A 25,866-nucleotide genomic window follows, 5' to 3' on the forward strand; every position below is an offset into this window, starting at 1 on the left:
TCAGGATCGGTTGCAATGGGGGAACGGTTCGTCAGGGGCCTTTCGCCCGCAAAAATTTGCCAACCTGTCGAAGTGACCAAGATCGGCCCAATCCAGCACAACCGCATCATCAGGGCAGGCACGCCGGAACGCCGCAAAACCACGGCGCGCGACCATGCGGCGGCGGATTTTTTGCGCAACCATATCATCCTTATCCGTGTGCCATTTCGCATGGTGCGGATAGACGTCAGGGTGCGCGACCTCCCATTTTCGCACACTTTCCAACCACCCTGCCTTGGGCCGTTTGACCCAAATCAGGCGCGCACGCGGCATCAGCGTTTTCAGAATGAACGGATGAAGATGCGAATGCCCGATCGGCGCGTCATGAAAGATATCAAAACCATCACACACCGCCAAAAGGCCCGTAAACGCCGCGCGAATCTCATCGCCGTGGCGGGCCCGAAAAGCATCGAAAGACATATTCGGGCGCACCAGCCAATGCGCCTGCTGCACGCTAGGGCCAATGTCGGCCAACACATCACCCCGATACGGCATCGGCGCGCACCCAGCACCAAGCAGCACCAAAGCTTTCGCAATCGAACTGGTTCCCGTCTTGAAAGGCGATGCGACAATATAGGTCGGCTTCGTCATCGATCCGCCCATCCCAACACATGATAGGCCCGCAACAAAGGCGTGCGCAGAAACGGCACACGCCGCGCGACCGCCCGCCCCCAGGCAACCAACCGCCCGCTCGCCCGGGCACGCGAACGCGGCATCGGTGCACCGACAACATCACGATAAAACGGGGTCCGGATCAACGCCTGCCAATACAGATCCGCCATAGGCACTGGCCCGGCGTTCCACGGCTTAGATCCACGATCAGCGAAATGCACGATCCACGGATCAGCCCGCGCAACCCGTGCACGCTGCCACAATGCGCGCGGCACCTGTGCGTACGCATGATCCCTGCTGTTAAACACGTTCCAACGGGCATCCAACTGGTGCAACGATCCCTTGAACATTTTATTCAAAATGTCCTGATCGCGAAACATGTATCGCCCGTCCCGCGCCGCCTTCATCAACCTCTGCCCGATCTTCACCGGATCCTTCATCGCGACAAAATTGATCAACAAAACGCCCGCATTAAAATACCGGGCGATTTCTGCGTCAGTCAGGCCCAGCGTCTCGCGATGATAGGCCCTCAGATCAGGCACCTCGGGATCAGCCGTTCGCGTCGGCCCCGCCAGCGTCCGCGTCATGATCCAATCGGTGACGGCCCCGATCTGCGCGTCGCCCATTTCGGTATCATACAACTCACAAATATCGCGGGTGATGATCATGTCGGCGTCCAGATACAGCAATCGATCCAGCCCGGGCAAAAGAGAAAACACCAAAAACCGATTATACGTGGTGTTTGACGGGCCACGGCTGCTGGATCGATAACTTTTGTCAAAGGGTGTGCCGGTGTTGATCGGATGAAATGAAACATCGCGACGCGCCCGCATCACCATGTCCCGCAAACACGCCACGTCCCCCGGATCGAGGCCCGAATGCAGGAAAAACAGATTGATCGGGCGCGCCGAATTTGCGTGATCCAACAGCGATCGCACCATCGCCGCCGCGTGGGGTAAATACGCGCGGTCCGCAGACACGGCGACGTTAACGGCGCCTTTTTCGGGCGCGTCCTCGTGGCCCAGATACGGCGTGATCATCGCATGATCCAACTTCAAAATCCCGACCTCTTTGATCTTCAAGGTCGGGTTGGTCTGGCGTTCGTGTTCAATGAAAACCGTCAAAAGACGTTCCGCTAGAAACCCTAAATAACGGCTCTGGTAGGTGCTGTAATAACTGCGATCCACGTCAGCGCGTTCGACCTGGTGCAGTACGCCAAACACAAACGCGCAATACCGATCAAGCACCGCGCGCGTCATGATCGCAAGATTGCCCAGCCGGATCGCACGCCCCGCGGCCACGCCCGCGAATGCCTGCAGATATTCGGGAAAGTGTGCCGCAATCACATCGCGCGCCACGTCCCAATCCTGCGGGGCGTGCGTATGTTTGTAATTCTCTTCAACGCAGCGCCCCATCGTGTGCAAGCGCGGTACAACAACGTCAAAATCCGCGCGCGCCAGCCAGTGATCGGCCCGTTCGGTCCAGTCCTGCACATCAAAATCCGCAACCTGCGTTTCGACCTGCCCTGCGGTCCCCTCTTCCATTAGATCAAGAACCCGGCGGTAATGCATCAGCCCGATCCGCTGGCTGTCGCTGTCGTTTTTCCAGGCCCAATACAGCGCCGTCAGTTCACACCACGCATCGTTGCCGCCAGATATATGATCGCCGGTGTCGTCGCCCATCATCCCGCGCAACGCCACATCTGCACGGCCGCGGCCCACATGGATCGGCGTGAAAGGCCCACCCACAATTCGCGGGGCCCACGTATGATATGCGACGTAGATTTTCGTGCTCATCAGAACCTTCCGCAAAAGGGCGCCATTACCGCACCGCACCCCCGTCTTAGCGGCGCGTTATGCAGGTAATGTTAACGGATCAATCGGGGCATGAATGAACGCACCCAGACGCTGATCGGCTAAATCCGCATTGATAAATTTTTCAGCAACGTCAATGGCTTCGCGCACGCAGACATCCATATCCAGATACCGATACGTGCCCAGCCGGCCGACAAACGTAACATTGCGGGTGGCCTTCGCGGCCGCAATGTAGCGGTGCAACATCGCCTTTTCAGTGGCCAATCGGATTGGATAATAAGGCACATCATCCGGCCCGCAGGCACGGGCCATCTCTCGGGTGATGACAGTTTGCTCATGGGCCTCCCACGGTGCGAAATGTTTGTGTTCGGTGATGCGCGTGTAGGGCACCGCGCCATCCGCATAATTCATCACCGCGCATCCCTGATAATCGCCCGCGCGCACCTCGTTTTCGAAATCCAGCGTCCGGTATCCCAAACGCCCCTCGCTATGGTAAAAATACGCATCAATCGCACCAGACCAGAACACATGCCCGTCAACGTCATGGCCCGGATTCAACGGCGTAGACAGGCGCACCGCAATGCGGGGATGGTTCAACATCGCTTCAATCACAGGTGTGTAACCCTCCTCGGGCATTCCTTGAAAACGATGCGCGAAATACCCGTCGTCATAGGAAAACCGCAGCGGCAGCCGCTTTAGGATTGCGGCGGGCAAATCACGGGGCGCACAGCCCCATTGCTTGCGCGTATACCCTTCAAAAAACGCCTCGTATAAGGCGCGCCCGACCATCGACAGCGCCTGTTCTTCGAAATTGTGCGGCGCGGCGATGTCTTCGGACGTTTCATCGATAAAATCGCGGGCGGCATCCGGCCCCATGTCAGAACCGAAAAACTGGTTAATCGTGGCCAGTGAAATGGGCATCGGAAACACCGTTCCGCCCGCCTTGCTCCAGACACGGTGGGCATAGGGGCGAAACGCGCCAAATCTGTTCACATAGTCCCAAACCTCGGCATCGTCGGTGTGAAAAATATGCGGCCCATACCGGTGCACCAACACCCCGGTTTCCGCGTGCCGTTCTGTGTAACAATTGCCCGCAACGTGATCGCGCGCCTCATAAACCGTCACGTCGTATCCCGCATCCGCCAGTTCACGCGCAAGGACAGCGCCCGACAAACCCGCCCCCGCGATGGTCACAGGCCCGCGCATCACACGCGCCCTTCGTAATAGGCAAAAGTCTGCGCAATTCCGTCCGCCAAAGGCGTGATCGCATCCCCCAAAAGCACCTGCACATCTTGACCGTTGGCCACCACATCGCGTGGTTCCGTCGCAATCAAATCCACCGCTGGGGTTTTCACGCAATTCAATGCCGCCCCCGACGTTTTCGCAATCACATCAACAACATCCATCAACGTAGAAGAATGGCCCGCTCCAATCATGTTGATCGCATCCACCGCCTGCCCGTGCGCAACGCGCAGCGCTTGCGTCGCGATCGCGCGCCCCACATCGCCCGCATAAATAAAATCACGAGACTGCTGCCCGTCGCCGTTGATCACAATCTGCGATCCTTCAAGTGCCGCGCGTGTAAACGCATGAATAGCGCTGTGTTTGCGATCCGAAAACGCGCCGTAAACATTCGTCATACGCACGACGCTGAACAGACCACCGCGCAGCTCCACCAGTTTTTGCAGCACCATTTCTTCGGCAGCCTTGGTCGCGCCGTAAAAATTCTTCGGGCAGAAAGGCGACGTCGTGCGCACTTCGAATGTGCCGTCAAACAATGCGCCAGCCGTTGAAATCAATATAAAATGATCCCCCGGCCGCACCGCACGCATCACAAACGCGGACGGGTCTTCGATGTTGGCTTTGATAAAATCAAGCGGGCGATCCTTGCTTTCTGCCACACGGGTTTCGCCCGCCAGAAACACAAATATCCGCCCTTGTTTTGCCCCGCGCCCGTCCAGAAATTCAAGCGCACCCGCGTCCTGATACCCGCCATGATACGCGTCGATATCGATGGTTTCATGCCCGGGGGCCGCGTTGGACAGATCATCAATGACGATCGGGTTCAGCCCGTCAAACTGATCGTCCGTCAGCATCACATCCAGAATATTGCGGCCCACAAAACCAAAGCCGCCAACCAGAACAACGTCGCGTGGATTTTTCATATGTTAACCCTTTTTGTTCACTAGCTGGAACCGTTGAACCTACGTCGCACAACAATGGTTACTGGCGTCCTAACCACAGGGCATAAGCCGCATAAAACCTTGTGCATCGTGATTAATCGCCGTGTCAGCGGCCCCGGATAGGAAACACAAGACGTGCAATTACGCCTCGGTCAGATCCTCGATTTTTATGGGCCCCAGCGGATCAAACACATCCTGCTGCTCCATTCCATCAGGCTTGCCTATGTCGCGATCCCGAAAGCGGCCTGTTCATCGATGAAGCTGTATTTTGAGAAAGTTCACCAAGAAAATCCGACCCTCGACATGCCAAAAATCCACCGCGACACGACCGTCCCCACGTTAAGCGACCTCACGGTAAAGGACATCCGCACGCTTGAGGATGAACAGCCGTTTTTCGGGTTCTCGATTGTGCGCGACCCCATGCGCCGCGTGGTTTCCGCCTATACGGACAAAATGCGCGACCCACATTTTCGCCGCCAGATCAACGCGGCCCTCGGGCGCGAAGACCTTGATCAAAAGGTGGGTTTTGGCAAATTCCTCGCGGCACTTGAACGCCAAACCTCGCGCCAAATGAACCCCCATTGGCGCCCGCAAACAGATTTGTTGATGCTGGATGCGCTGGAATATGATCACCTCTGCCGGCTCGAAAACCTTAAGGCAGATATGGATTATCTGTGCGAAGCAACAGATTTGCCCCGCCTGTCGATGCCACATCAAAACCGCATCAAGAAAAGCGATGATTTGGTGCCAACACCGGCCCAAAAGACGCGGATATACAACATCTACCAAACCGACTTTGAGGCATTTGGCTACTGAATCCCCAAAGCCGCCCCACCCTTGCGACCCAACATCGCGATGCGATCAATGGCCAAAGGTTCAATCGCGCGCACGGTCGCTTCTCGGTTGCGGCTTTCTATCACCAATGAAAAATCACGGCGGCGCTTGAAGATAATCGTGTCCCGCGCAGAGCGATGCACATACCCCGCAGCCATCGTTTCCACACTGTATTGCCAATCCTGAAACGACAGACCGTTGGGAATATCGCGATGCACGTAAGGGCAGGCCAGATGCGCATCGCGCGGCGACATGCACAATGAATCATAGTAATTGGTGAACGCGAAATGATGCGGCGAAAAAAGAGGATCATCCTGATCAATCTTCACATAAACCGACGCTTCCCCATCAAACAGCCAGTTCAATTCGGGATGGGCGATACGTTCCTCCCCGACCTGCGCCCCGGCTTGGATCAGCTCTAACCCTCTTTCCAACCAGTTTTCACTGAACAGATCGTCAGCATCGAGAAAGGCAATATTTTCACCGTCGCATTTCGCGATCACCTCATTGCGCGCACGGCCCAAATCGCCCTGCTCAACCTCCCACCGCGCCCAATGGTCAAACGCGGGTTGATGGAAATATGCGCGGCAATCGGGCGTCGCTTTGTCGAGCGCGATAACAGGTTGAACGATGAAACCCGCAGCCCGTGCCCGCGCAATCGCAAGATCCGCAGACCGCATCGTCGGGCCGGACACGACGCTTTCGTTATGTACCGTCACAACAATCGAAAGATCAGTTTGGGGCATTGTTCACCTGCTCAGTTCGGAGGCCAATAAAGGGTGGCGGCGCGTGCTCATCGCATGCAATCCAGATTGACTCAGATTGCGCCTCCGGCAAGGTGAACGCATGCGTAAGGTGGTCACGCTCTGCCTGGGTCGGCACGATCACGCGGTGGTGCACATCAATGGCGCGGTAATATCGGCTGCCCAATTGCGCAGCGTCGCGGGTCACATCAAACGGAAGATATTGGTAAACAACACTAGACGCCGCCACCGCGCGCCCCTGACGGCGCATCGCCTTGTTCATCAGGACCGCATTCAGATTAACCACGATTTCCGGCCTCAAAGACCGGATAAATTCAACCAGCGTTCGGCCCGGTTTGTAATCCTTGGCCCGTGGCATCGCCAAACCAAAATGAACAACACGCACCATCGGATTTAGATGCGCAACTGACCCCAACCCATCCAGTACAACAACGACAGTTTCATCCGCAGTCACATTCGCAATCGTGCGCTCAATAATGGCCTCAATCTCGGGCGCACCCACGCCCAGCTTGCGACCATCAACAACGATCACGGCCTTGGCTCGCCGCCCGCCAGCTTGATGTTGAAGGTCGATCAGATGCCCGATGCGTCGCACACCAATCGCATTGCTCGCGGGTGGCACGCGCACCCGCAATCCGGCACGCCAGGATCGCCCGATCAGCGGGTCCAGCGCCGTTGCTTTCATCACCATTTCGCCCAACTCACCACGACGCAATCGATCGCGCACATCTTCCATGCGCGCGCGCACCCGTTCACTGGTTTCGTGTGCATCGCTCCCGATACTTCGGCAAAAGGCATCGTAGTTGGCAGGTGCACGCGGCGCATATCCCGCCGCGCGCCCCTCAGTCAAAAAATGATAGAAGGGATTTACCTTATTGGGCTGCTGCCCGGCCGACCCCTTCAGATAGGCGCGCCGATATTCAGCAGTCGAAAACCAAGGGGCAGGATCACGATTTTCACGCGCACCAGCCCGCAAATAATGCCCAACAGGATCAAGCGCTTGCCGTGCAATATCGGGGTTGCGCGACAGATAAAACAGCGGGTCAAAGGCTGCTTTCACAACCTCATACTCAGGGCCCCATTCTGCATGTGGCCGATGGGTGTCGGACGCCGCCTCAAGCGCCAGTAATTCCTCATCAAAAACATGCCCCGCATCAAACGCCACGTCTGTGACCTGCATCGCCTCGACGGGTGGAAAACGTGCCCCGGCGCCGCGCCCATTTGGATCAACGTTCCGCCGTAAAACACGCCGCACCACGGCTGTCATGACAGCGCGAAACCGCCCCCTAAAAACACCAAAAACCCGAGAACCAACCATGGAATTTCTTTCGCAAGGTGACATGAATACCAGGCCACGACAGCGCGCCGTGACACATCCCCTTTAGCGGATCAGACCCTTCAAATTGGTTAACCCACAAGGCTTTCGACGCCCCAAAACCAGTTCGTCGAAATTAACCAAAAAGAAATTCGAGCGATCTATCCCTCACCAAGACGAACAGTTTATCGCGCAACTGTGTGCGCACACATCAGGTCTTAGAAAGGACTGCTTCAATGAAAGTAATCATCCTTGGCGGCGACGGTTTTTGCGGCTGGCCCAACGCCCTTTATTTGTCGAAACAAGGCCATGACGTCACGATTGTCGATAACCTGTCGCGCCGCGAAATCGATGTGGAGCTGGAGGTCGACAGTCTGACCCCGATTCGCCCCATCGGGGAACGGATTCGCGTCTGGAAAGAACTGTCCGGCAAAGACATCAAATTCGAAAATTTCACCGTCGGCAAAGATTACCATCGCCTCGTGTCCCTGATTAAGGACGAACAGCCCGACGCGATTGTGCATTTTGCTGAACAGCGCGCCGCGCCCTATTCGATGAAATCCGCAGGCCACAAACGCTACACCGTGAACAACAATTTGAACGCCACAAATGATGTGCTGGCGGCCGTCGTTGAATCCGGCGTCGATGTCCATGTGATCCATCTTGGCACGATGGGCGTCTATGGTTACGGAACCTCGGGCATGCAAATTCCCGAAGGCTATCTTAAGGTTAAAATCGACACGTCCGATGGCGAAACCGAGCAGGAAATACTGTATCCGACCAACCCCGGTTCGATCTATCATTTGACCAAATCGCAAGATCAGCTGTTGTTTGCGTTCTACAACAAGAACGACAAAGTGAAAGTGACCGACCTACACCAAGGCATCGTTTGGGGCACGCAAACTGATGAAACCGCGATGGATGAACGGCTGATCAACCGGTTCGATTATGATGGCGATTTCGGCACTGTTCTGAACCGGTTTATCATGCAGGCCGCGGTCGATTATCCGATGACAGTTCACGGCACGGGCGGGCAAACCCGCGCCTTCATCCACGTTCAGGACACCTGCAAATGCATTGAAATCGCGCTGAACAACCCACCGCAAACCGGCGAACGTGTGAATATCCTCAACCAGATGACTGAAACGCACCGGGTGCGCGATCTGGCGCAGATGATCCAAGACGCGACAGGCGCGAAAATCGCCTACCTCGAAAACCCGCGCAACGAATCTGCCGAAAACGAACTGAACGTCGCCAATGACCGCTTTATCGGGTTCGGGTTGAAACCGAAAAAACTGGAAAACGGCCTGATCGAAGAAGTGACCGCCATCGCCCAGAAATATGCGGGCCGCTGCGACACCACGAAAATCCCCTGCGCGTCAAAATGGAACTGACGCACGGGATATGATGCAAGCGGCGCGATGATCTGGACGCGCCAGCACGTTTCGATACTGTCCGCGTTGGCACACCAACAACGCGGACAATTTCCAGATGGCGCAAAAACCCTGCTGCACACCGACCCGCGATGGGCCACCCAACGTCATTTCAGACTCCATCAAACCTGCGGTACGTACTGACCTTCACGTTGACGCAATCACCATCGCGGCGGGCAAAGGTCTGGTCGGCACCAACAGCCCGCGTATTCCAAATGACGGCGAATCCCCCCTGCGCCCAACCAAAATCGCGGCGTTCAGGATCGGCACGACCACCGTAACAAACGCGCAGTTCAAGGCCTTCGTTGACGCAACGGGTTTCGTGACCGAGGCCGAAAAATTCGGCTGGTCCTTTGTGTTCTGGGCGCAGGTGCCCAACCAGACCGGACCAACGCACGCTGTTCTTGATGCAGATTGGTGGCGCCATATGGATGGCGCAAACTGGCGCGATATCAACGGGCCAGACACCATGGCGCAGGCATGGCACCCCGATCATCCGGTCGTGCAAGTGTCATGGAACGACGCCAAAGCATACTGTGATTGGGTCGGGGGCCGCCTGCCCTCAGAAGCAGAATGGGAACACGCGGCGCGCGGCGGTCAAGGCGATGTGCCTTTCCCATGGGGCAACGCCGAACCCAACGACACGGATCAAACGCCCTGCAATATCTGGCAGGGCCATTTCCCCGAAACGAACACAGCCCGCGACGGTTATGTCACCACCGCCCCCGCCCAAGGCTTCGCACCAAATGCCTTTGGCCTTTATAATCTGGTCGGAAACGTCTGGGAATGGACATCGGACGCCTACACGATCAAATCCCTCAAGAAAGACGTGCGCGCACGTTTGGCCCAAATGAAAGGCTACAAACTGTCAAAGGGCGGGTCATTCCTGTGCCATCGATCCTACTGCGAACGCTACCGCATCGCGGCGCGTTCCGGTTCATCCCCCGACAGCGCCACAACCCACCACGGATTTCGCGTCGTCTGGCCCGCCTGACGGCGGTTGCACCACGCCCCACACCTTGGCTACCTTGGCGCAGAAACAACCAACCGATAGGCGGGCCCAGATGACCAAACTCAAACAATCAGCCGCACAAATGGTCGCCGCCGCCCGCGCGCGGATAAAAGAAATAGAAACCCGCGACCTGATCAAAATGGCCCAAGACCCCGCCGTCGTGATTGTGGATATTCGCGATATTCGCGAACGCCAGCGCAGCGGCGCGATCCCGGGTTCCATTCACGCCCCGCGCGGCATGATCGAATTCTGGGTCGACCCCGACAGCCCCTATCACAAAGACGTTTTCGCCCAAGACGACAAAACATATGTGTTTCACTGCGCGTCCGGCTGGCGCTCTGCGTTAACGGTTGCGACGCTGCAAGACATGGGATTTGACGCGGCCCACCTAAAGGACGGGTTCACATCCTGGGTGGAAAACGACGGGCCGGTTCAGCCCGTCGAACAGAAATCCTAGCGGTACATCGGCGGACGCGCGTCCACCCATTCGCCGTTTGCCTTGGCCGATGCCACGGCCTGATGCACCGCGGCCATGGACCGCACACCATCTTCGGCCGTTGGCAACCCATCGCGCACATCACCGCGAATACCGGCCGCAAGATCGACGTAAATATTGGCCACAGCCAGCGGGAAACCCTCGGGGTGGGCGATACCAACCCGCGTCATCCGCTCGGCCTCGCTGCTCAACCCGTTTTCGCCTTTTTCCATGATCTGCGTGCGCCCACCGACGGGGGTGTAATAGACCTGATTGGGTTGCTCTGACGCCCAGCGCATCCCGCCGGTTTCCCCAAACACCTGAATTTCAAACCCGTGCTGGCGGCCAATCGCAACCGAACTGGTCCAAAGCCGCCCGACAGTCCCGCCCTCAAGACGGAAATTCACCATCGCATCATCCTCAAGCTCACGGCTGGGGATCGTGGATGCGAAATCAGCCGACAGGCTGCGCACCTGATCGCCCGCAATAAAGCTCGCCATATGCAGCGCGTGAATTCCACAATCGGCAAACTGCCCGGACACGCCCGCCATTGCCGGATCATAGCGCCAGCGCACCCGCGGATTGTCCGCATCCGTCGCATCGCCGTGGTGGCCATGGCTGAAATTGCTGACGACAAGGCGGATTTTACCAACCTGCCCCGTGCGCACCATCTCGCGCATTTCACGCACCATCGGATAGGCGGAATAGCAGTAATTCACCGCACAGATTTTGCCCGATTTGGCGGCGATCTTAACGATCTCCTCGCCCTCTTCCACGGACATCGTCATCGGCTTTTCGCACAGCACGTTGAACCCGCCCTCAAGGAACGCTTTGGTGATTTCAAAGTGGGTGGAATTCGGCGTGGCAACGGTGACCAGATCAACTCGATCCTCGCGCGCGCGTTCGCCCGCCAGCATTTCGCGCCAATCGCCGTAGGCACGGTCCGCCGCGACGCCCAAACGCTGCGCATAATCGCGCCCCTTGTCTGCATCATGATCCAACGCGCCGGCGGCCAAAACAAAGTTGCCGTCAGCCTGCGCACCCAAACGGTGTGCCGGCCCAATCTGGCTGCCTTCGCCGCCTCCGATCATGCCCCAATTCAATCGTGTCATTTCATATCCTTTTCAAAGGCTTAAGGCCATTCGCCCGATTTGCCCATTTTTCACCCATACCAGAACCATACCGGACCCATACCAAACCCATATCGCGGTTTTAGACGAATCCGATGGATTCAAGGTACTCACGGTTTGCGCGTGCATCTTCCATTGGTGTGCCGGGCATCGACGGGTCACAATCCTGTTCGACCGTGCACCAGCCCTCGAAACCGGCATCGATCAGCACCTGACGGACGGCGGGAAAATCCACATCGCCTTGGCCAAGATTACAGAAAATCGCCTGCCCACAGGCGGTGTAAAAATCCGTGCGTTTGGCGACAACATCGGCCTTCACGGCCGGATCAATATCCTTGAAATGCATGTACGAAATCCGCCCGATATTGCGCTTCATGAACGCCACCGGATCAAAGCCCGCATAAGAATGGTGGCCCGTGTCAAAACAGATCTTCAGAATGGATTCGTCAACTTCGGACAACAGGCGTTCAAGCTCGGGTTCGAAATCCATGAACCCGCCCGCGTGGGCGTGAATGCCGACAGTCAGGCCATGGTCAACGCCGATCTTGGCAGTCTCTGCGATGCGGTCGCGGTAGGCGGTCCATTCCGCCTTGTCCATCTGCTCGGCTTCGGCTGCGCGGCCAGCAGTCGGCGCGCGACGCGGTGAGATACTATCGATTAAAACCAAATGCTTAGCCCCATGTGCGGCCAGCGCTTTGCAGGTGCGCAGCGTGCCGTCCAGCACATCCTCCCACGCCGCAACATCGTGATAGGGGCGGAAAACCACGCCACCGATCAGCTCCAGATCGTGCTCGGACAACGCCTCACCCAGCTCGCTCGGGTCTTCGGGCATGTAGCCGACAGGGCCAAGTTCGATGCCCTTATATCCGGCTTCGGCGTTCTGGCGCAAAACCTCGCGCCACGCGGGGTAACTCGGGTCGGACGCAAATTCGATACCCCAGGAACAGGGCGCATTGCCGATACGGATGGTCATGGTCTTAGCCTTTCGAAAGGGAGTGCCAGCTGCGCGTTTCAGCGGAAGCCAAGGCAGTATGAACGATACGGGCCACTTCAAGCCCGTCGCGGAACGTGGGCCACACAGGGTCGCCCGAATGGATCGCGTGCAGGAAATCGCGCGCTTCAATGATAATCTGGTCCTGATATCCGGTGCCGTGACCAGGGCCTTGGCAGAACGGTTCGTAGTCAGGGTGCGCAGGGCCCGTCAGGATTTTGCGAAACCCGCGCTCGGCCTCCGCGTCTGACATTTTATAAAGCCAGATCGCGTTCTGATCTTCCTGATCAAACTTGATCGCACCTTTTGTGCCAGTGATTTCATAGGCATAGCCCATCTTGCGACCCGTCGCGATACGGCTGAAAAACATCTGCCCCATCACACCATTGGCAAAACGGCACATGATCTGGGCGTGATCATCATTGGTGACGATGCCGCCCGGGCGGTCTTTATGAACCGTCTCGACCTCGGCGATCAGGCTTTCGATTGGCCCGACCAATGCCAAGGCCGCATTGATCATATGCGGCGCAAGATCACCCATTGTGCCGTTCGCCATTCCAGTTGTGCGCCACGTGGCGGGCGCCTTTGGATCGGCCATGAAATCTTCGGTGTGCTCCCCGCGAAACGCGGTCACATCGCCGATAATCCCGTCTGAAATTAACCTTCGTGCGTATTGGGACGCGGGCGTGCGGATGTAATTATAGGCAACCATATTGGCCGTGCCCGTGGTTTCCGCTGCGGCCACCATCGCCTCGGCGTCGGCCAGATCAGCGCCCATCGGCTTTTCACACAGCACCGGTTTTCCGGCGGCAAACGCAGCTTCTACGATTTCACGGTGTGTCGATTGCGGCGTCGCTATCACGATCGCCTGCACCTTTGGGTCTGCCACCAAAACACGCCAATCATCCGTCGCCCGGGCAAATCCATAGGCCGCACGATACCGTTCAGCCGATTCCTGTGAAGACGCGCAAATCATCTCCAATCGGGGGCGCAGGGCCGTGTTAAACACCGCCCCAACAGAGGCCATCGCGACCGAATGGGCCTTACCCATATAGCCGCCGCCCAGGATTCCGATACCGATCTCTGTCATTCTGTACCCTTTTTCGAAAACCAGTTTGCAACCGGTTGCAAAATGGTTATCGTCTGAGTCTGAAACGTGCAAGCGGCAATCTTTTGCCACCGACAAATTCTGGGGAATACGCCAGCATGACCGACAAGACACTCCGCCTGACGACGGCTCAGGCGATCATTCGTTATTTGAACAATCAGTTCATCGAAATCGACGGCGAGGAGCTGCGCGTTTGCGGTGGTGGCTTCGGAATCTTCGGCCACGGCAACGTCACCTGCCTTGGTGAAGCCTTGTATAACGTGCAAGACACGCTGCCGCTGTATCGTGGGCAAAACGAACAAAGCATGGGGTTCGCTGCGGCGGCCTACGCCAAGCAATGGCTGCGCCAGCGGTTCATGCTGTGCACCGCGTCCGCTGGCCCCGGAACGGCGAATCTTTTGACGTCAGCGGCCTTGGCCCACGCGAACCGTTTGCCGATGTTGATGCTGTGCGGCGACACCTTCCAGACGCGCCTGCCCGATCCGGTTTTGCAACAACTCGAACACTTTGGCGATCCGACGTTCGGCGTGAACGATGCCTTCAAGGCCGTCAGCCGCTACTGGGACCGCATCACGCATCCCGCACAGATTATCCAATCGCTGCCCAACGCTTTGGCCACCATGCTGGACCCCGCTGATTGCGGCCCCGCCTTCATCGGCCTGCCCCAAGACGTGCAGGGCTGGGCCTATGATTACCCCGAAGAATTCTTCGCCAAGAAGGTACACAGAATCCGCCGCCAACGGCCGTGCACCGATGAAATCGCAGCGGCGCGCACGATCATCGCGGACGCCAAACGCCCCGTGATCATCGCGGGCGGCGGCGTGCAATATTCCCGTGCGGTTAAAGAGCTCACCGCGCTGGCGGAATCGTGTGACATCCCCGTGGTCGAAACCATCGCGGGACGTGCCAACATGTTGTCTGATCATCCTCTCAACATCGGGCCTTTGGGCGTGACGGGATCAGATAGCGCGAACGCTGTGGCAGAACGCGCAGATGTTATCATCGCCGTCGGCACCCGGCTTCAGGATTTCACCACAGGATCATGGACGGCCTTTGCCAAAGACGCCAAAATCGTCACCGTGAACGTGGGTCGCCATGATGCGATGAAACATCAATCAACCCCGATTGTGGGCGATGCAAAGGCCGCACTGACCGACCTGCATCAGGCCCTGAACGGTGTAACATACGACGCCAGCTGGACAGATTTCGCCAAGGCCGAACGCACCAAGTGGGATGCCTACGTGGCCGAAAACGTCGCCGCTGGTAATCGCGCCAATTCCTACGCCCAAGCCATCGGGGTGGTGAACGATCTGTGTGATCCGCGCGACCGTGTTGTTGCCGCCGCTGGCGGTTTGCCCGCCGAGGTAACGGCCAACTGGCGCACCAAAGGCCTTGGCACCGTAGATGTCGAATTCGGCTTTTCGTGCATGGGTTATGAAATTGCCGGCGGTTGGGGCGCGCGCATCGCACAGGCCCAACGCGAACCGGACAAAGACACCATCGTGTTTTGCGGTGACGGATCGTATCTGCTGATGAACAGCGATATTTACTCATCGGTCCTGACACAGAAAAAGATGATCCTTCTGGTTCTCGACAACGGCGGTTTTGCGGTCATCAACAAGTTGCAAAACAACACCGGTAACGAAAGCTTCAACAACCTGATCGCGGACACACCCACAGTGCCCACACCCTTCACAGTTGATTTCGAAGCCCACGCCGCATCCATGGGTGCGAACGCCGAAACTGTCGCCAATCCCGCTGAATTGGGCGAGGCGTTCAAGCGCGCAAAAGCCGCCGACAAAACCAGCGTGATCGTGATGAAGGTGGACGCCTACGAAGGCTGGACCACCGAAGGCCACACATGGTGGGAAGTCGGCACACCCGAAGTGTCAGACAGCGCCAAGGTCCGCGACGCCCACACAGATTGGGAATCCAGCCGCCCCAAACAGCGCAAAGGTCTGTGATGAACACCTACACCGCCAAAGATTTCGATTCCGCCGGGGTCATCCATGACCATGCCGAACCTGTGTCGGGTGATATGGTAATCTTGTCTGGCGCTGCTTGGCACCCCGCCCCAGACGTCCGCGACACCGCAGACGCAATAAACGCCGAAGGCAGAACATGAACGCAGTAAACGGTATCAAAAAAGGGCGTTTCATCGTCGTAGGCCGCGTCGGGATGGATCTGTCCCCAGTCGGCCGCACCCAAACAGAACACGCATCCGAAATGTTCGTGGCCATGGGTGGGTCGTCCGCCAATATCGCTGCGGGGTTGGTCAAACTTGGCCTGTCCGCCGATCTGGTGACTTGTGTGTCAGACGATGCCGTCGGACGGTATTGCCTTAACCAGTTGGACAATTACGGTGTTGGCCACGCCCATGTGCGCACCATTCAAGGCGAAGAACGCACATCCCTTGCGGTCTATGAAACCCGCGTCGATGATCATCAATCAGTGATCTATCGCAACAACGCCGCTGATTTTCAAATGAACGTCGCGGATGTCGAAGCGGTTGATTATTCCCAGTTCTCGGCCCTCATAACGGCGGGAACCGTCTTTGCCGCCGAACCATCCCGCACAGCGGCGTTTCGCGCGTTCGAACTCGCCAAAGACGCGGGCATCCCGATCATCTTTGACGTCGATTATCGCCCCTATTCATGGCCCTCCCCCGCCGTGGCCGCCGATGTGTTGTCGCGCGCGGGCGCCTTATCCGACGTGATCGTCGGCAACGACGAAGAATTCGGCTTTATGGCGGGCGGCATTGAACAGGGTCTGCAAAAAGCCCGTGACCTCGCCGCAACAACCGCTGAAATCGTGGTCTATAAAATGGGCCACAAAGGCGCTGTGACATTTGCCGAAGGGCAGGAAATCACCACAGGGATTTACCCCGTTGAAGCCGTCAAACCCACCGGCGCGGGCGACAGTTTCATGGCCGGTTTCATGGCATCGCTGTCGCAGGGCCGCCCGATGAAAGATGCAATCTTGCGCGGGTCTGCTTGTGCGTCCATCGTTGTCGCGCAAGAAGGCTGCGCACCGGCCATGCCTGACACCGATCAACTCGACAGTTTTCTGCTTGACCATTCTGGCCCAACCCAAAGTTAAGGACCGACCCCATGCACATCGCCCCCCATGACAACCAAAACAAACCGATCGTGGATGCGGACGACCCAACGGTCCCGCTGAACTATTTCAACATCGTCAAATTGAAAGCGGGCGATGCATTTGAATATCAGGTGCCGGGCTACGAAACATGCATCGCGCCGGCCACAGGCACCGTAGACGTTGAAATCGAAGGCGTGAAATTTGCCGCCCTCGGCAATCGCGGCACAGACGTCTGGGACGGCGAACCAGAAGGCGTTTACGTCCCCGTCGGCGCAAAGGCGACAATGGTTGCCGTCAACGACACCGAAGTCTTCATCGCAGGTGCGCGTTACGACAAAGTCCTCGACCCGTTTGATGTGCGCGTGGCCGAACTCGACACGGTGCAATACGGGTCCGACGACACCAAAACCCACCGCAAAATCAAACATATCCTGGGCACGAAATACCACGACAAGGTCGGGCGTTTGCTGGTATCCGAACTGTTCACAGTCGGCCAAGGCGGCTGGTCCGGTTTTCCCGCGCACAAACATGACACCGACCGCAAGGATGCCGATGGCAACATCATCGAAACCCGCCACGACGAGACATATAATTTCCGCTTCCGCCCCAACCACGGGGCTGGCGTCCAGATCATCCAACACGAAGACGGCCAGCCCGGCGATGCGCATCACCTGATGGACCGCTCCACCATTTTGCTTGGCTCTGGCTATCATCCATGCGTCGTGATGCCGGGCTACGAGATGTATTATTTCACCATCCTCGGTGGCCTGTCCCAGCGGTCCCTCGTGCAGTTTTTTCAGCCCACATTTGCCAACCAGATCGAAACTATTCCCGGCATCAAAGACATGATCGCCAAGTTCAAATAGCGCCGCGCCTTCATCTAGGCCAATAAACTCCCCCCGGAGGGCCGGGGGCTTCTAAGGACGAACCCATGCCACTGGTCACACTCAAAGACGTTCTTCATCCTGCACTCACACAAGGCTACGCAGTGGCCGGATTGGTCACGCTCGGCTGGGAAGACATGCGCGCCTATGTCGCCGCCGCCGAGGCCGAAAACTGCCCCATCATCCTACAAGCTGGCCCCGGTTGTCGTGAACACACGCCGCTTCCGGTCCTTGGCAAAATGTTCCGCCATTTGGCCGAAGGCGCGTCTGTACCTGTCGTCGCCCATCTTGATCACGGTTACACGTTTGAGGACTGCAAAGAAGCGCTCGACTCCGGCTTCACCTCCCTGATGTTTGACGGGTCACGCAAACCGCTAAACCAGAACATCGACGAAACCGCACAGATCGCAGAAATGGCCCACGCGGCGGGTATTTCGTGCGAAGGTGAAATCGGATTTGTCGGCTATAATGGCGGCGAAGCATCCGCCGGAACAGACCCGGCAGAAGCCGCAAAATTCGCGCGCGAAACAGGCGTCGATGCCATGGCGATTTCAGTCGGCAACGTGCATTTGCAAACCGACAAAGACGGCGGGCTCGACGAACCCCGCATTCGCGCAATCGAAGCCGTGACAGATGTACCTTTGGTCATCCACGGCGGATCAGGCGTACCAATGGCCCAACGCACATCACTGGCCCGCACGTCACAAATTTGCAAATTCAACATCGGAACAGAACTGCGCATGGCCTTCGGCGCGGCGTTGCGCACCGCCGTCAACAGCGACACGACCCGCTTTGATCGCAACACGATCCTCAAAGACACACACGACCCGCTGGTCACCGCAACGCGCGGTGTTCTGCGCGCATTCATGAAAGGGACATCATGATACGAATTGGATTATTGGGCTGTGGCCGCATCGGTCAGGTCCATGCAAAAACCCTGCGCGGGATGGACACGGCGCGCATCGTGGCCGTGTCGGATTTCTTTCCCGACGCAGCCGCCGCATTGGCCAAAACCTGCGGCGCTGACGTGCGTACGACGGATGACATTATCGCCAGCGATGACATCGACGCGGTGATCGTCGGCACCCCGACGGACACCCATTTCGACATCATCAAAGCCGCCGCGCAATCTGGCAAAGCGATCTTTTGCGAAAAGCCGGTGGATATGTCCGCCGACAACATCCGCACCTTGATCGATATTGTGAACGGCGCAAACGTGGCGTTCTTCACCGCCTTCAACCGCCGCTTTGATCCCAACTTTGCCAACGTGCAAAAGCGTATCGTCGCAGGCGAAATCGGCAGCGTTGAAATCGTCACCATTCTGTCGCGTGACCCCTCCCCGCCCCCGATCAGCTACATCAAATCCTCCGGCGGGATTTTCCGCGACATGATGATCCACGATTTTGACATGGCGCGCTTTTTGCTGGGCGAAGATCCGATCAGCCTCTTTGCTGTCGGCTCGGCCCTCGTGGATCCCGCAATCGGCGAAGCGGGCGATGTCGATACCGCCGCCGTGACCCTCACCACGGCATCGGGCAAAATCTGCACCATCAGCAATTCGCGCCGTGCGACGTACGGCTATGATCAACGCATCGAAGTCCATGGGTCAGGCGGCATGCTACGCGCGGCCAACGTGCTGGAAAACACCGTCGACATTGCAAACGCCAATGGCTTTCAGGCCGCGCCGACGCTCAACTTTTTTCTTGAACGATACGAGGCCGCCTACGCCATCGAAATGCAAACCTTCGTCGCGCATTTGCACGACAAAACCGTCGCCATCCCGACCATTGAGGACGGATTGCGCGCACAGGTTATGGCGGACGCCGCCGCAAAGTCGCTGGAAACCGGACAGCCCGTCACCCTTTAGGTGACGCGGCTTTTCGCCATGTATTTGGGATCATCCCAGACGCGATTGTCCAGAATATCGGCCAGAACATCGACGGCGCCCGTCACATCGGCGTCGTCAATATAAAGCGGCGTAAATCCGAACCGGATCAGGTTGGGCGCACGGAAATCACCGATCACATCACGTGCAATCAACGCCTGCATGACAGCATAACCTTCGGCGTGAGCAAACGAAACCTGACTGCCACGATGTGCGGGATCGCGCGGTGAAAATAGCGTCAGTTCAGGGCATCGAGCCTCAACCTCACTAATGAACAATTCTGTCAGGCGAACCGATGCTGCGCGCACATCGGCCATCTCAACCCCGTCCCAGACCGCCAGCGCGGATTCCAGCGCGGTCAGTTGCAACACGGGCGGCGTGCCGACCCGCATCCGTTCAATCCCCATCGCCGGGCGATAATCAAGGTCAAACGCAAAGGGCGCATCATGGCCAAGCCAGCCAGACAGCGCAGGTTTGATGTCTTCGATCACGTAAGGGCGCACATAGATGAACGCAGGCGCACCCGGCCCACCGTTGAGGTATTTATAGGTACAGCCAACCGCAAATTCACAACCACATCCGGCCAGATCAACCGGAACGGCCCCCGCCGAATGGGCCAGATCCCAGATCATGACAGCACCCGCTGCCTGCGCCTTAGCGGTCATCGCCGCCATGTCATGCACGGCACCGCTGCGGTAATCGACCTGCGTGATCATCACCACCGCAACCTCGTCCGTGATCGCATCCATGACATCATCAGGTTCAACAACGCGCAATTCGTGGCCCTGATCCAGCTGCGCGATCAGCCCCTGCGCCATATACAGATCAGACGGAAAATTGCCGCTGTCAGACAGGATTACTTTGCGATCAGGGCGCATTTGAACGCCAGCCGACAGCGCCTGATAAACCTTCACGGACAGTGTATCGCCCATAGTGATCGACCCCTCGGGTGCGCCCACCAGTTTGCCAATCATGTTACCAACCCGCATAGGTTGGCCCATCCAATCATCGACATTCCAGCCCTTGATCAGATGCGCGCCCCACTGGTCCGTGACCATGCTCGACAACGCAGAATCCACCGATTTCGGCAATGGCCCCAATGAGTTACCATCAAGATAAATCATCCCCTCGGGCAGATGAAACAGGTCTTTGCGGGGCAATGTCACGGGCGAAACTCCAATGGTTTCACCCTAACTACCCTAGCCACGCATCAGCGCATAGTCGGGATCGTACGGCCCCGCCGGAATGACCGTAGCGGCCACCATCTCACCGAGCATATCAATCTCGACCGTGTCCGGCATGTCAGTGTCCACGAACGCATAGGCAAGGTTCAGCCCAGTGCGGTGGCCCCAATCCCCCGACGAAATCGTGCCAACAACTTTGCCGTCCACCATCACCGAGGCCCCGCCATAAGCGCGGGCATAGGTGTTGTTGACCTCAAGCGTCACAAACTTCTTCGTCGGCCCATCAGCCTGTCGTTTCACCAACGCATCGCGCCCGATAAAATCCGGTTTGTCCATTTTGATGAACCGATCCAGCCCCGTTTCGAAGGGGTCAAACTCGGTCAGCAAATCTGCCTTCCAATGCAAGAACCCTTTTTCCATCCGCATGGAATCCACGGCCAAGGCACCAAACATCTTCATGCCGTGCGCCTCACCCGCTTTGCGCAACGCGGTATAGGCCGCGAACAGGGACGCATTCGGGATGTGGATTTCATACGCCAATTCGCCCGAAAAACTGACGCCCAGAACGGTCGCGGGGGAAAACCCGATAAAACATTCGCGCACGGACAACCATGGAAACGCTTCGCGCGACCAATCTTCGCGGCTGACCGCTTGCATGACATCGCGCGCCTTTGGCCCCGCAATAACAAGGATTGTCTGATCGTTGGTCAGGCTACGGATCTGCACATCGGCATCGCCAATATGCGCCTGCAACCAATCCATATCGTGGAATTCAGCCGCTGCCGCAGACCCGTACCAGACCCGCGCAGGGCCGCGATCCGACGCGGGGATATTGGCAACCGTGGCCTCGGCCTTCACCATCCCGTGGTGGTTCAGCAAATAGCCAAGCCCGACGCGCCCGTCTTTTTTGGTCACACGTCCGCAAATCATATGATCAAGGAAGCTGTGGCGATCTTCGCCCGTGATTTCAAAGCGGTTGAACCCGTTGACCTCACAAATGCCAACGGCGTTTTGCACGGCATCCACTTCGCCTGCGACAACATCAAAACTCTCATCAAATTTGAAACCGTGGGTGACGTGGAAATCTGGCGTCGGCTTCATAAACTCGACACGTTCCCAGCCATTCACAACCGTAAATTCAGCACCTTCCGCCGCCAGTACAGGCGTCAAAGGCGTGGTCTTTGCGTTGCGGCCCGCGGGGCGGTGCTCGTTCGGGAAATGGAACCGGAATTCGTTCTGATAATCCTCAATCGCCTTCAGCGCGTTCAGTTCAACATTTGTGTGCCCGGTAAAGCGGCGCGGATCGATGCACCACGTGTCATAACAGGCTTCACCGTGGACGATCTGTTGCGCCAACAGCCAGCCATGGCCACCCCCCTCACCAAGGCCTGCACGTAGACCGATGATGCAGAACGCATTGCGTTTCCCGGGGATCGGCCCAACCAATGGCGCGCCGTCAATTGTGTAGGTGATCGGGCCGTTGACGATGGATTTGATACCAACATCCATCAACGCAGGCATCCGCTCAAACGCGCCTTCCAAGACGTCCATCACACGGTCCAGATCATCGGGGCACAGGGCATTCACAAAGTGCGGGTCGATCCCGTCCATGCCCCATGTCTTACAGTCCTGTTCGTAAAACCCGACAAGCAGACCGTTCTTTTCCTGTCGCGAATAATAATCCGAAATCGGGCAACGCAGCAGCGGCATGCGATGCCCCGCCTCAACGATTGCCGGGATGTCCTCGGTCACCATGTACTGGTGTTCCATGGACGTGACGGGGTGATGCACGCCCATCATCGACCCGACCTCGTTCACGCGATACCCGCAGGCATTGATCACGACCTCGCAGGCAATATCGCCCTTGTCTGTGTGCACGATCCAGCTGTCATCCTTAAGCTGCGTCAGCCCCGTGACAGGCGTATTGCGGTATACCTCAGCCCCCGCCTTACGGGCACGGCGCGCCAAAGCCTGGCACAAGGATGCGGGATCGATGTCGCCGTCGTTGCCATCCCAAAGACCACCAAGCAGGTTGTCGGTTGAAATCAGCGGATGCCTGCGCGCGCATTCTTGGGCGTCCAGAACCTCGTATTCAACGCCCATACCCCGCGCCATCGACGCGAAATGGCGATACCCCTCCATCTGCGCCTCGGTATTGGCCAAACGGATGCCGCCATCACCGTGATTATACCCGACAGGGTAATCGGCATCATCGCGCAATTCTTTGTAAAGATTGATGGAATGGGTTTTCAGGCCCACCATCGTCTGGTTCATCCCGAAATTTGTCACCTGCGCGGCGGAATGCCATGTGGTCCCGCTCGTCAGCTCATCACGTTCCACCAAAACGACGTCCGTCCAGCCCTCTTGGGTCAGATGGTACAACGTTGAACAGCCGGCAATGCCGCCCCCGATGACGACGGCTCTGGTTTGGGTTTTCATGGCGAGTCCTCTGGTGATTGCGTGTAAATCTGACCAGATAGGGACCGTTCGCGCAATCGGGGGGCGGTGCGAAGAATCTATGATTTCGATTTAGTGAAGTATCTGAAAACCATCGCCAAGGAATGGCAAACGATCCGCGCTCGTTTTCAGAATACGGTCTTCCAGACAGGTGCGAATGTCGTGCGCCATCTGACGCGGCAAATCCCCCAGCGCACCCGCCCTTGAATGCAATGCCAAACGACGCGAAAACGCAGCAACAGGCAGCGGATGCGCCCGCACCAAATCCCCCGCCAGCGGCGTGCCGAAGAACGCAAGCGCTGTGGTGATCGCCCATCCGCCCAGTTCGGCCGTCATCGCAAACAGCGCCTGATTGGTCGAAAATTCAAACCCCCGCGCAGGCTGCAAACCGGACCTGCGCAACTGCGCTTCAATCTGCCGCCCGATCTGAAGGTCGGACGCATAGCGCACAAACGGCGCACCGCGCAGCGTCGCCATATCGGGCGCATCCCCCATCCGCGGCGCGCTTACCAAGATAAACGGATCGCGCAGCACGGGGTGCAGTTCAACCCAATCGGCCTGCCCCACGGTATCCACAGCCAGCATCAAATCCACGGCACGGGTGCTTAGCGCTTCGTGGTTTTCGTGGCTCGCCCCACTGCTCAGCGCGAAGGCAATGTTCGGATAGGTGCCCGTCAGCTTAAGCAACCAAGGCGCAATCACCGTCGCGTCCAATTCTTCGATCGATGCAATCCGCACGGACATCGGCGGCGTCTGATCCGCCGTTACCAGCCGCGCTTTGGCCGCGCTCACATCATCCAAAAGCTGCTTGGCGGGTTCAAGAAACAACACCCCTGCCGTCGTCAGGCGAAACTGACGTGCGGTGCGTTCGATCAACTTGGCGCCCAGCGCCGCCTCTAGGCCGCTCAATTGTTGGGACACGGATGATGGACTAACCCCAAGACGATGCGCGGCCTTTGTGACGGACTGCGCTTCGACCACCGCAACAAACGTCTGCGCGGCGCGGAAGGTAAAGGGGGGCGGTTGATTCTCCATATCTGAATCAACGTTTCTGAATTTACGCATCTTGTCCACGATGCTTGCACGATTGGCCGCGTCGGCAGACGCTGATCCAATGACAGATCCGAAATCTTCACGTCGCACAGGTGGCAGGGCGGCCCGCGTCGCAAAACGCGCGGTGCCCGTGGCCGTAAACCCCGCCGCACCGGGCCAGCGCGGCGGTCAATACCAACCGCTTTCGCCAGCCGATTGTCACAAGATTTATGACACAGCGTTACGGTTACTTTCCGACCTTGGTATGGGCGAAGTCCCAGCGCGTCTTTGGGATGATCTGATCGCCGCAGGCTGCACCGATCTTTGCAATAGCCGCATCGGCATGCCGCGCACATTGATCGAAAATATCATCGACAAGGCCGCCAAAACATTCCCCCTGCATGGCCGCGATCCCAACCGCACGATTGAAGTCGGGGGTGACAACGTCTTTTTCGGCACAGGCGGCGCGGCCGTCACGACATTGGACCGCGACACAGGCGTCTACCGCCCTTCGACCCTGACTGATCTACACGATTTCACCCGCCTGCAAGACGCGCTTGATAACGTCGCGTGGTTCACCCGCTGCTGCATCGCCACGGACGTGCCCGACATGTTCGATCTGGATGTGAACACCGCCTACGCCTTGATGCGCGGCACCACCAAACCCGTCGCCACGGCATTTACCATCGCGGACCATGTGGACCCGATCGTGCATCTGTTGGACATCGCAGCAGGCGGGACAGGCCAGTTCGCACGCCGCCCGTTCCTGAAAACGCACATCAGCCCCGTCATCAGCCCCATGCGCTTTGGCGAAGACGCGGTGGACGTCGTTTATAAATGCATCGAACACAATATCCCGATGTCGTGCATCACTGCCGCACAAGCAGGCGCAACGGCGCCCGCCACCCTTGCCGGGTTCCTTGCGCAATCGCTGGCCGAAACACTCGCAAGCCTTGTGATGGTCAACGTCATTTCCCCCGGCTTTCCGATGATCTTTTCCAACTGGCCGCTGGTCATCGATCTGCGATCAGGTGCCTTCGCGGGCGGCGGTGGGGAAACCACCGTTCTCAACGCCGCATCTGCACAAATGTCCAACTGGCTTGGCCTGCCCAGCGGCGTCGCGGCCTCCATGACCGACGCCAAAGCACTGGACGCACAATACGGTGTCGAAAAAGGCATGACATCGCTTGCCGCGGCCCTTGCGGGGGGCAACCTCATCTATGAATCCAGCGGCATGACCGCGTCCCTGCTTGGCGCATCATTCGAAGCCTTCGTGCTGGACGACGAAATGCACAGTATGACCTACCGCACCCTGCGCGGCATTGAAGTGAGCGATGAAAACCTCGGCTATGATGCGATCTGTGCCGCAATCCTTGGCGACGGCCATTTCCTCGGGTCGGATCACACCTACCAAGCGATGGAGCGCGATTATCACTACCCGTCCTTAGCAGATCGCGAACAGCCGCAAACCTGGGCCGACGCAGGTGCGCAAACCGCATGGGACCGTGCCAAACTGCGCGTTGACGACATCCTAGCAACCCATAAACCCACCCATCTGTCCGCCAAACAAGACGCGGAAATCCGCGCGGCGTTCAACATCATCGGTTAGGTCACC

The 25,866-nt window shown here is 57.8% G+C and carries 23 protein-coding genes; 11 read left to right on the forward strand and 12 right to left on the reverse strand.

Annotated features, from left to right (window positions below; genetic code table 11):
• Genes L0664_RS07780 through L0664_RS07795 form a run of 4 tightly spaced genes read right to left on the reverse strand, consistent with a single transcriptional unit; the run spans window position 1 to window position 4,630 of the window.
• A complete protein-coding gene (locus L0664_RS07780) occupies window positions 1–630 on the reverse strand; it encodes a sulfotransferase (RefSeq protein ID WP_235225087.1) in 630 nt (209 codons plus the stop codon).
• Window positions 627–2,447 carry a DUF4422 domain-containing protein gene (locus L0664_RS07785; protein WP_235225088.1) on the reverse strand — a complete coding sequence of 607 codons (1,821 nt, stop codon included), beginning with the start codon at window positions 2,445–2,447 and terminating at the stop codon, window positions 627–629. The genes L0664_RS07780 and L0664_RS07785 overlap by 4 nt, the downstream gene beginning before the upstream one ends.
• Window positions 2,448–2,504: 57 nt before the next feature.
• Window positions 2,505–3,671 carry a UDP-galactopyranose mutase gene (gene glf / locus L0664_RS07790; RefSeq protein ID WP_235225089.1) on the reverse strand — a complete coding sequence of 389 codons (1,167 nt, stop codon included), beginning with the start codon at window positions 3,669–3,671 and terminating at the stop codon, window positions 2,505–2,507.
• The gene (locus tag L0664_RS07795; RefSeq protein WP_235225090.1) at window positions 3,671–4,630 is read right to left on the reverse strand and encodes an NAD-dependent epimerase/dehydratase family protein; all 960 of its coding nucleotides are present in this window, start codon (window positions 4,628–4,630) and stop codon (window positions 3,671–3,673) included. The genes glf and L0664_RS07795 overlap by 1 nt, the downstream gene beginning before the upstream one ends.
• Before the next feature lie 153 nt (window positions 4,631–4,783).
• Here L0664_RS07795 and L0664_RS07800 point away from each other — a divergent pair, with 153 nt between their 5' ends.
• A complete protein-coding gene (locus L0664_RS07800; RefSeq protein ID WP_235225091.1) occupies window positions 4,784–5,464 on the forward strand; it encodes a sulfotransferase family protein in 681 nt (226 codons plus the stop codon).
• Here L0664_RS07800 and L0664_RS07805 read toward each other — a convergent pair.
• Window positions 5,458–6,228: a glycosyltransferase gene (locus L0664_RS07805; protein ID WP_235225092.1), complete on the reverse strand. Its 771-nt coding sequence runs from the start codon at window positions 6,226–6,228 to the stop codon at window positions 5,458–5,460. The genes L0664_RS07800 and L0664_RS07805 overlap by 7 nt on opposite strands.
• Window positions 6,215–7,564: a hypothetical protein gene (locus L0664_RS07810; protein ID WP_235225093.1), complete on the reverse strand. Its 1,350-nt coding sequence runs from the start codon at window positions 7,562–7,564 to the stop codon at window positions 6,215–6,217. Before L0664_RS07810 ends, L0664_RS07805 begins: the two co-directional genes overlap by 14 nt.
• A gap of 233 nt (window positions 7,565–7,797) precedes the next feature.
• Here L0664_RS07810 and L0664_RS07815 point away from each other — a divergent pair, with 233 nt between their 5' ends.
• The 3 genes from L0664_RS07815 to L0664_RS07825 all read left to right on the forward strand — a co-directional run bounded on the left by L0664_RS07815 (window position 7,798) and on the right by L0664_RS07825 (window position 10,463).
• Window positions 7,798–8,955, forward strand: coding sequence for an NAD-dependent epimerase/dehydratase family protein (locus L0664_RS07815; protein ID WP_235225094.1), 1,158 nt, complete (start codon window positions 7,798–7,800; stop codon window positions 8,953–8,955).
• Between the two features lie 97 nt (window positions 8,956–9,052).
• On the forward strand, window positions 9,053–9,988 hold the full coding sequence (locus L0664_RS07820) for a formylglycine-generating enzyme family protein (protein ID WP_235225095.1): 936 nt from the start codon (window positions 9,053–9,055) through the stop codon (window positions 9,986–9,988).
• Between the two features lie 70 nt (window positions 9,989–10,058).
• Window positions 10,059–10,463, forward strand: a complete 405-nt coding sequence (locus L0664_RS07825; RefSeq protein WP_235225096.1) for a rhodanese-like domain-containing protein — start codon at window positions 10,059–10,061, stop codon at window positions 10,461–10,463.
• Here the strand turns inward: L0664_RS07825 and L0664_RS07830 are convergent.
• From L0664_RS07830 to L0664_RS07840, 3 genes are all read right to left on the reverse strand, one after another.
• Window positions 10,460–11,593, reverse strand: coding sequence for a Gfo/Idh/MocA family protein (locus L0664_RS07830; RefSeq protein ID WP_235225097.1), 1,134 nt, complete (start codon window positions 11,591–11,593; stop codon window positions 10,460–10,462). The two genes, L0664_RS07825 and L0664_RS07830, sit on opposite strands and share 4 nt — an antisense overlap.
• Before the next feature lie 100 nt (window positions 11,594–11,693).
• Window positions 11,694–12,584: a TIM barrel protein gene (locus tag L0664_RS07835; protein ID WP_235225098.1), complete on the reverse strand. Its 891-nt coding sequence runs from the start codon at window positions 12,582–12,584 to the stop codon at window positions 11,694–11,696.
• 4 nt (window positions 12,585–12,588) lie between these two features.
• Window positions 12,589–13,692: a Gfo/Idh/MocA family protein gene (locus L0664_RS07840; RefSeq protein WP_235225099.1), complete on the reverse strand. Its 1,104-nt coding sequence runs from the start codon at window positions 13,690–13,692 to the stop codon at window positions 12,589–12,591.
• 116 nt (window positions 13,693–13,808) lie between these two features.
• Here L0664_RS07840 and iolD point away from each other — a divergent pair, with 116 nt between their 5' ends.
• The 6 genes from iolD (at window position 13,809) to iolG (ending at window position 19,560) form a co-directional block, all read left to right on the forward strand.
• Window positions 13,809–15,674, forward strand: coding sequence for a 3D-(3,5/4)-trihydroxycyclohexane-1,2-dione acylhydrolase (decyclizing) (gene iolD, locus L0664_RS07845; protein WP_235225100.1), 1,866 nt, complete (start codon window positions 13,809–13,811; stop codon window positions 15,672–15,674).
• The gene (locus L0664_RS07850) at window positions 15,674–15,835 is read left to right on the forward strand and encodes a hypothetical protein (RefSeq protein ID WP_235225101.1); all 162 of its coding nucleotides are present in this window, start codon (window positions 15,674–15,676) and stop codon (window positions 15,833–15,835) included. Before iolD ends, L0664_RS07850 begins: the two co-directional genes overlap by 1 nt.
• Entirely contained in the window at window positions 15,832–16,809 is a 978-nt protein-coding gene (iolC, locus tag L0664_RS07855; RefSeq protein ID WP_235225102.1) for a 5-dehydro-2-deoxygluconokinase, read from the forward strand. The genes L0664_RS07850 and iolC overlap by 4 nt, the downstream gene beginning before the upstream one ends.
• A gap of 11 nt (window positions 16,810–16,820) precedes the next feature.
• Window positions 16,821–17,675, forward strand: a complete 855-nt coding sequence (locus L0664_RS07860; protein ID WP_235225103.1) for a 5-deoxy-glucuronate isomerase — start codon at window positions 16,821–16,823, stop codon at window positions 17,673–17,675.
• A gap of 65 nt (window positions 17,676–17,740) precedes the next feature.
• Window positions 17,741–18,577 carry a class II fructose-bisphosphate aldolase gene (locus tag L0664_RS07865; protein ID WP_235225104.1) on the forward strand — a complete coding sequence of 279 codons (837 nt, stop codon included), beginning with the start codon at window positions 17,741–17,743 and terminating at the stop codon, window positions 18,575–18,577.
• Window positions 18,574–19,560 carry an inositol 2-dehydrogenase gene (iolG, locus tag L0664_RS07870; protein ID WP_235225105.1) on the forward strand — a complete coding sequence of 329 codons (987 nt, stop codon included), beginning with the start codon at window positions 18,574–18,576 and terminating at the stop codon, window positions 19,558–19,560. Before L0664_RS07865 ends, iolG begins: the two co-directional genes overlap by 4 nt.
• Here iolG and kynU read toward each other — a convergent pair.
• The 3 genes from kynU to L0664_RS07885 form a co-directional block, all read right to left on the reverse strand.
• Window positions 19,557–20,744 (reverse strand): kynureninase, encoded by a 1,188-nt coding sequence (gene kynU / locus L0664_RS07875; RefSeq protein WP_336247102.1) that lies wholly within the window; start codon window positions 20,742–20,744, stop codon window positions 19,557–19,559. The genes iolG and kynU overlap by 4 nt on opposite strands.
• A 33-nt stretch (window positions 20,745–20,777) precedes the next feature.
• Window positions 20,778–23,201, reverse strand: coding sequence for a GcvT family protein (locus L0664_RS07880; RefSeq protein ID WP_235225106.1), 2,424 nt, complete (start codon window positions 23,199–23,201; stop codon window positions 20,778–20,780).
• A 90-nt stretch (window positions 23,202–23,291) separates the two neighbouring features.
• Entirely contained in the window at window positions 23,292–24,254 is a 963-nt protein-coding gene (locus L0664_RS07885) for a LysR family transcriptional regulator (RefSeq protein WP_235225107.1), read from the reverse strand.
• 79 nt (window positions 24,255–24,333) lie between these two features.
• Here L0664_RS07885 and L0664_RS07890 point away from each other — a divergent pair, with 79 nt between their 5' ends.
• A complete protein-coding gene (locus L0664_RS07890; protein WP_235225108.1) occupies window positions 24,334–25,860 on the forward strand; it encodes a trimethylamine methyltransferase family protein in 1,527 nt (508 codons plus the stop codon).
• Window positions 25,861–25,866 lie beyond the last annotated feature (6 nt).

It is taken from the genome of Octadecabacter dasysiphoniae (genome assembly GCF_021532615.1).
Lineage (GTDB): Bacteria > Pseudomonadota > Alphaproteobacteria > Rhodobacterales > Rhodobacteraceae > Octadecabacter > Octadecabacter dasysiphoniae.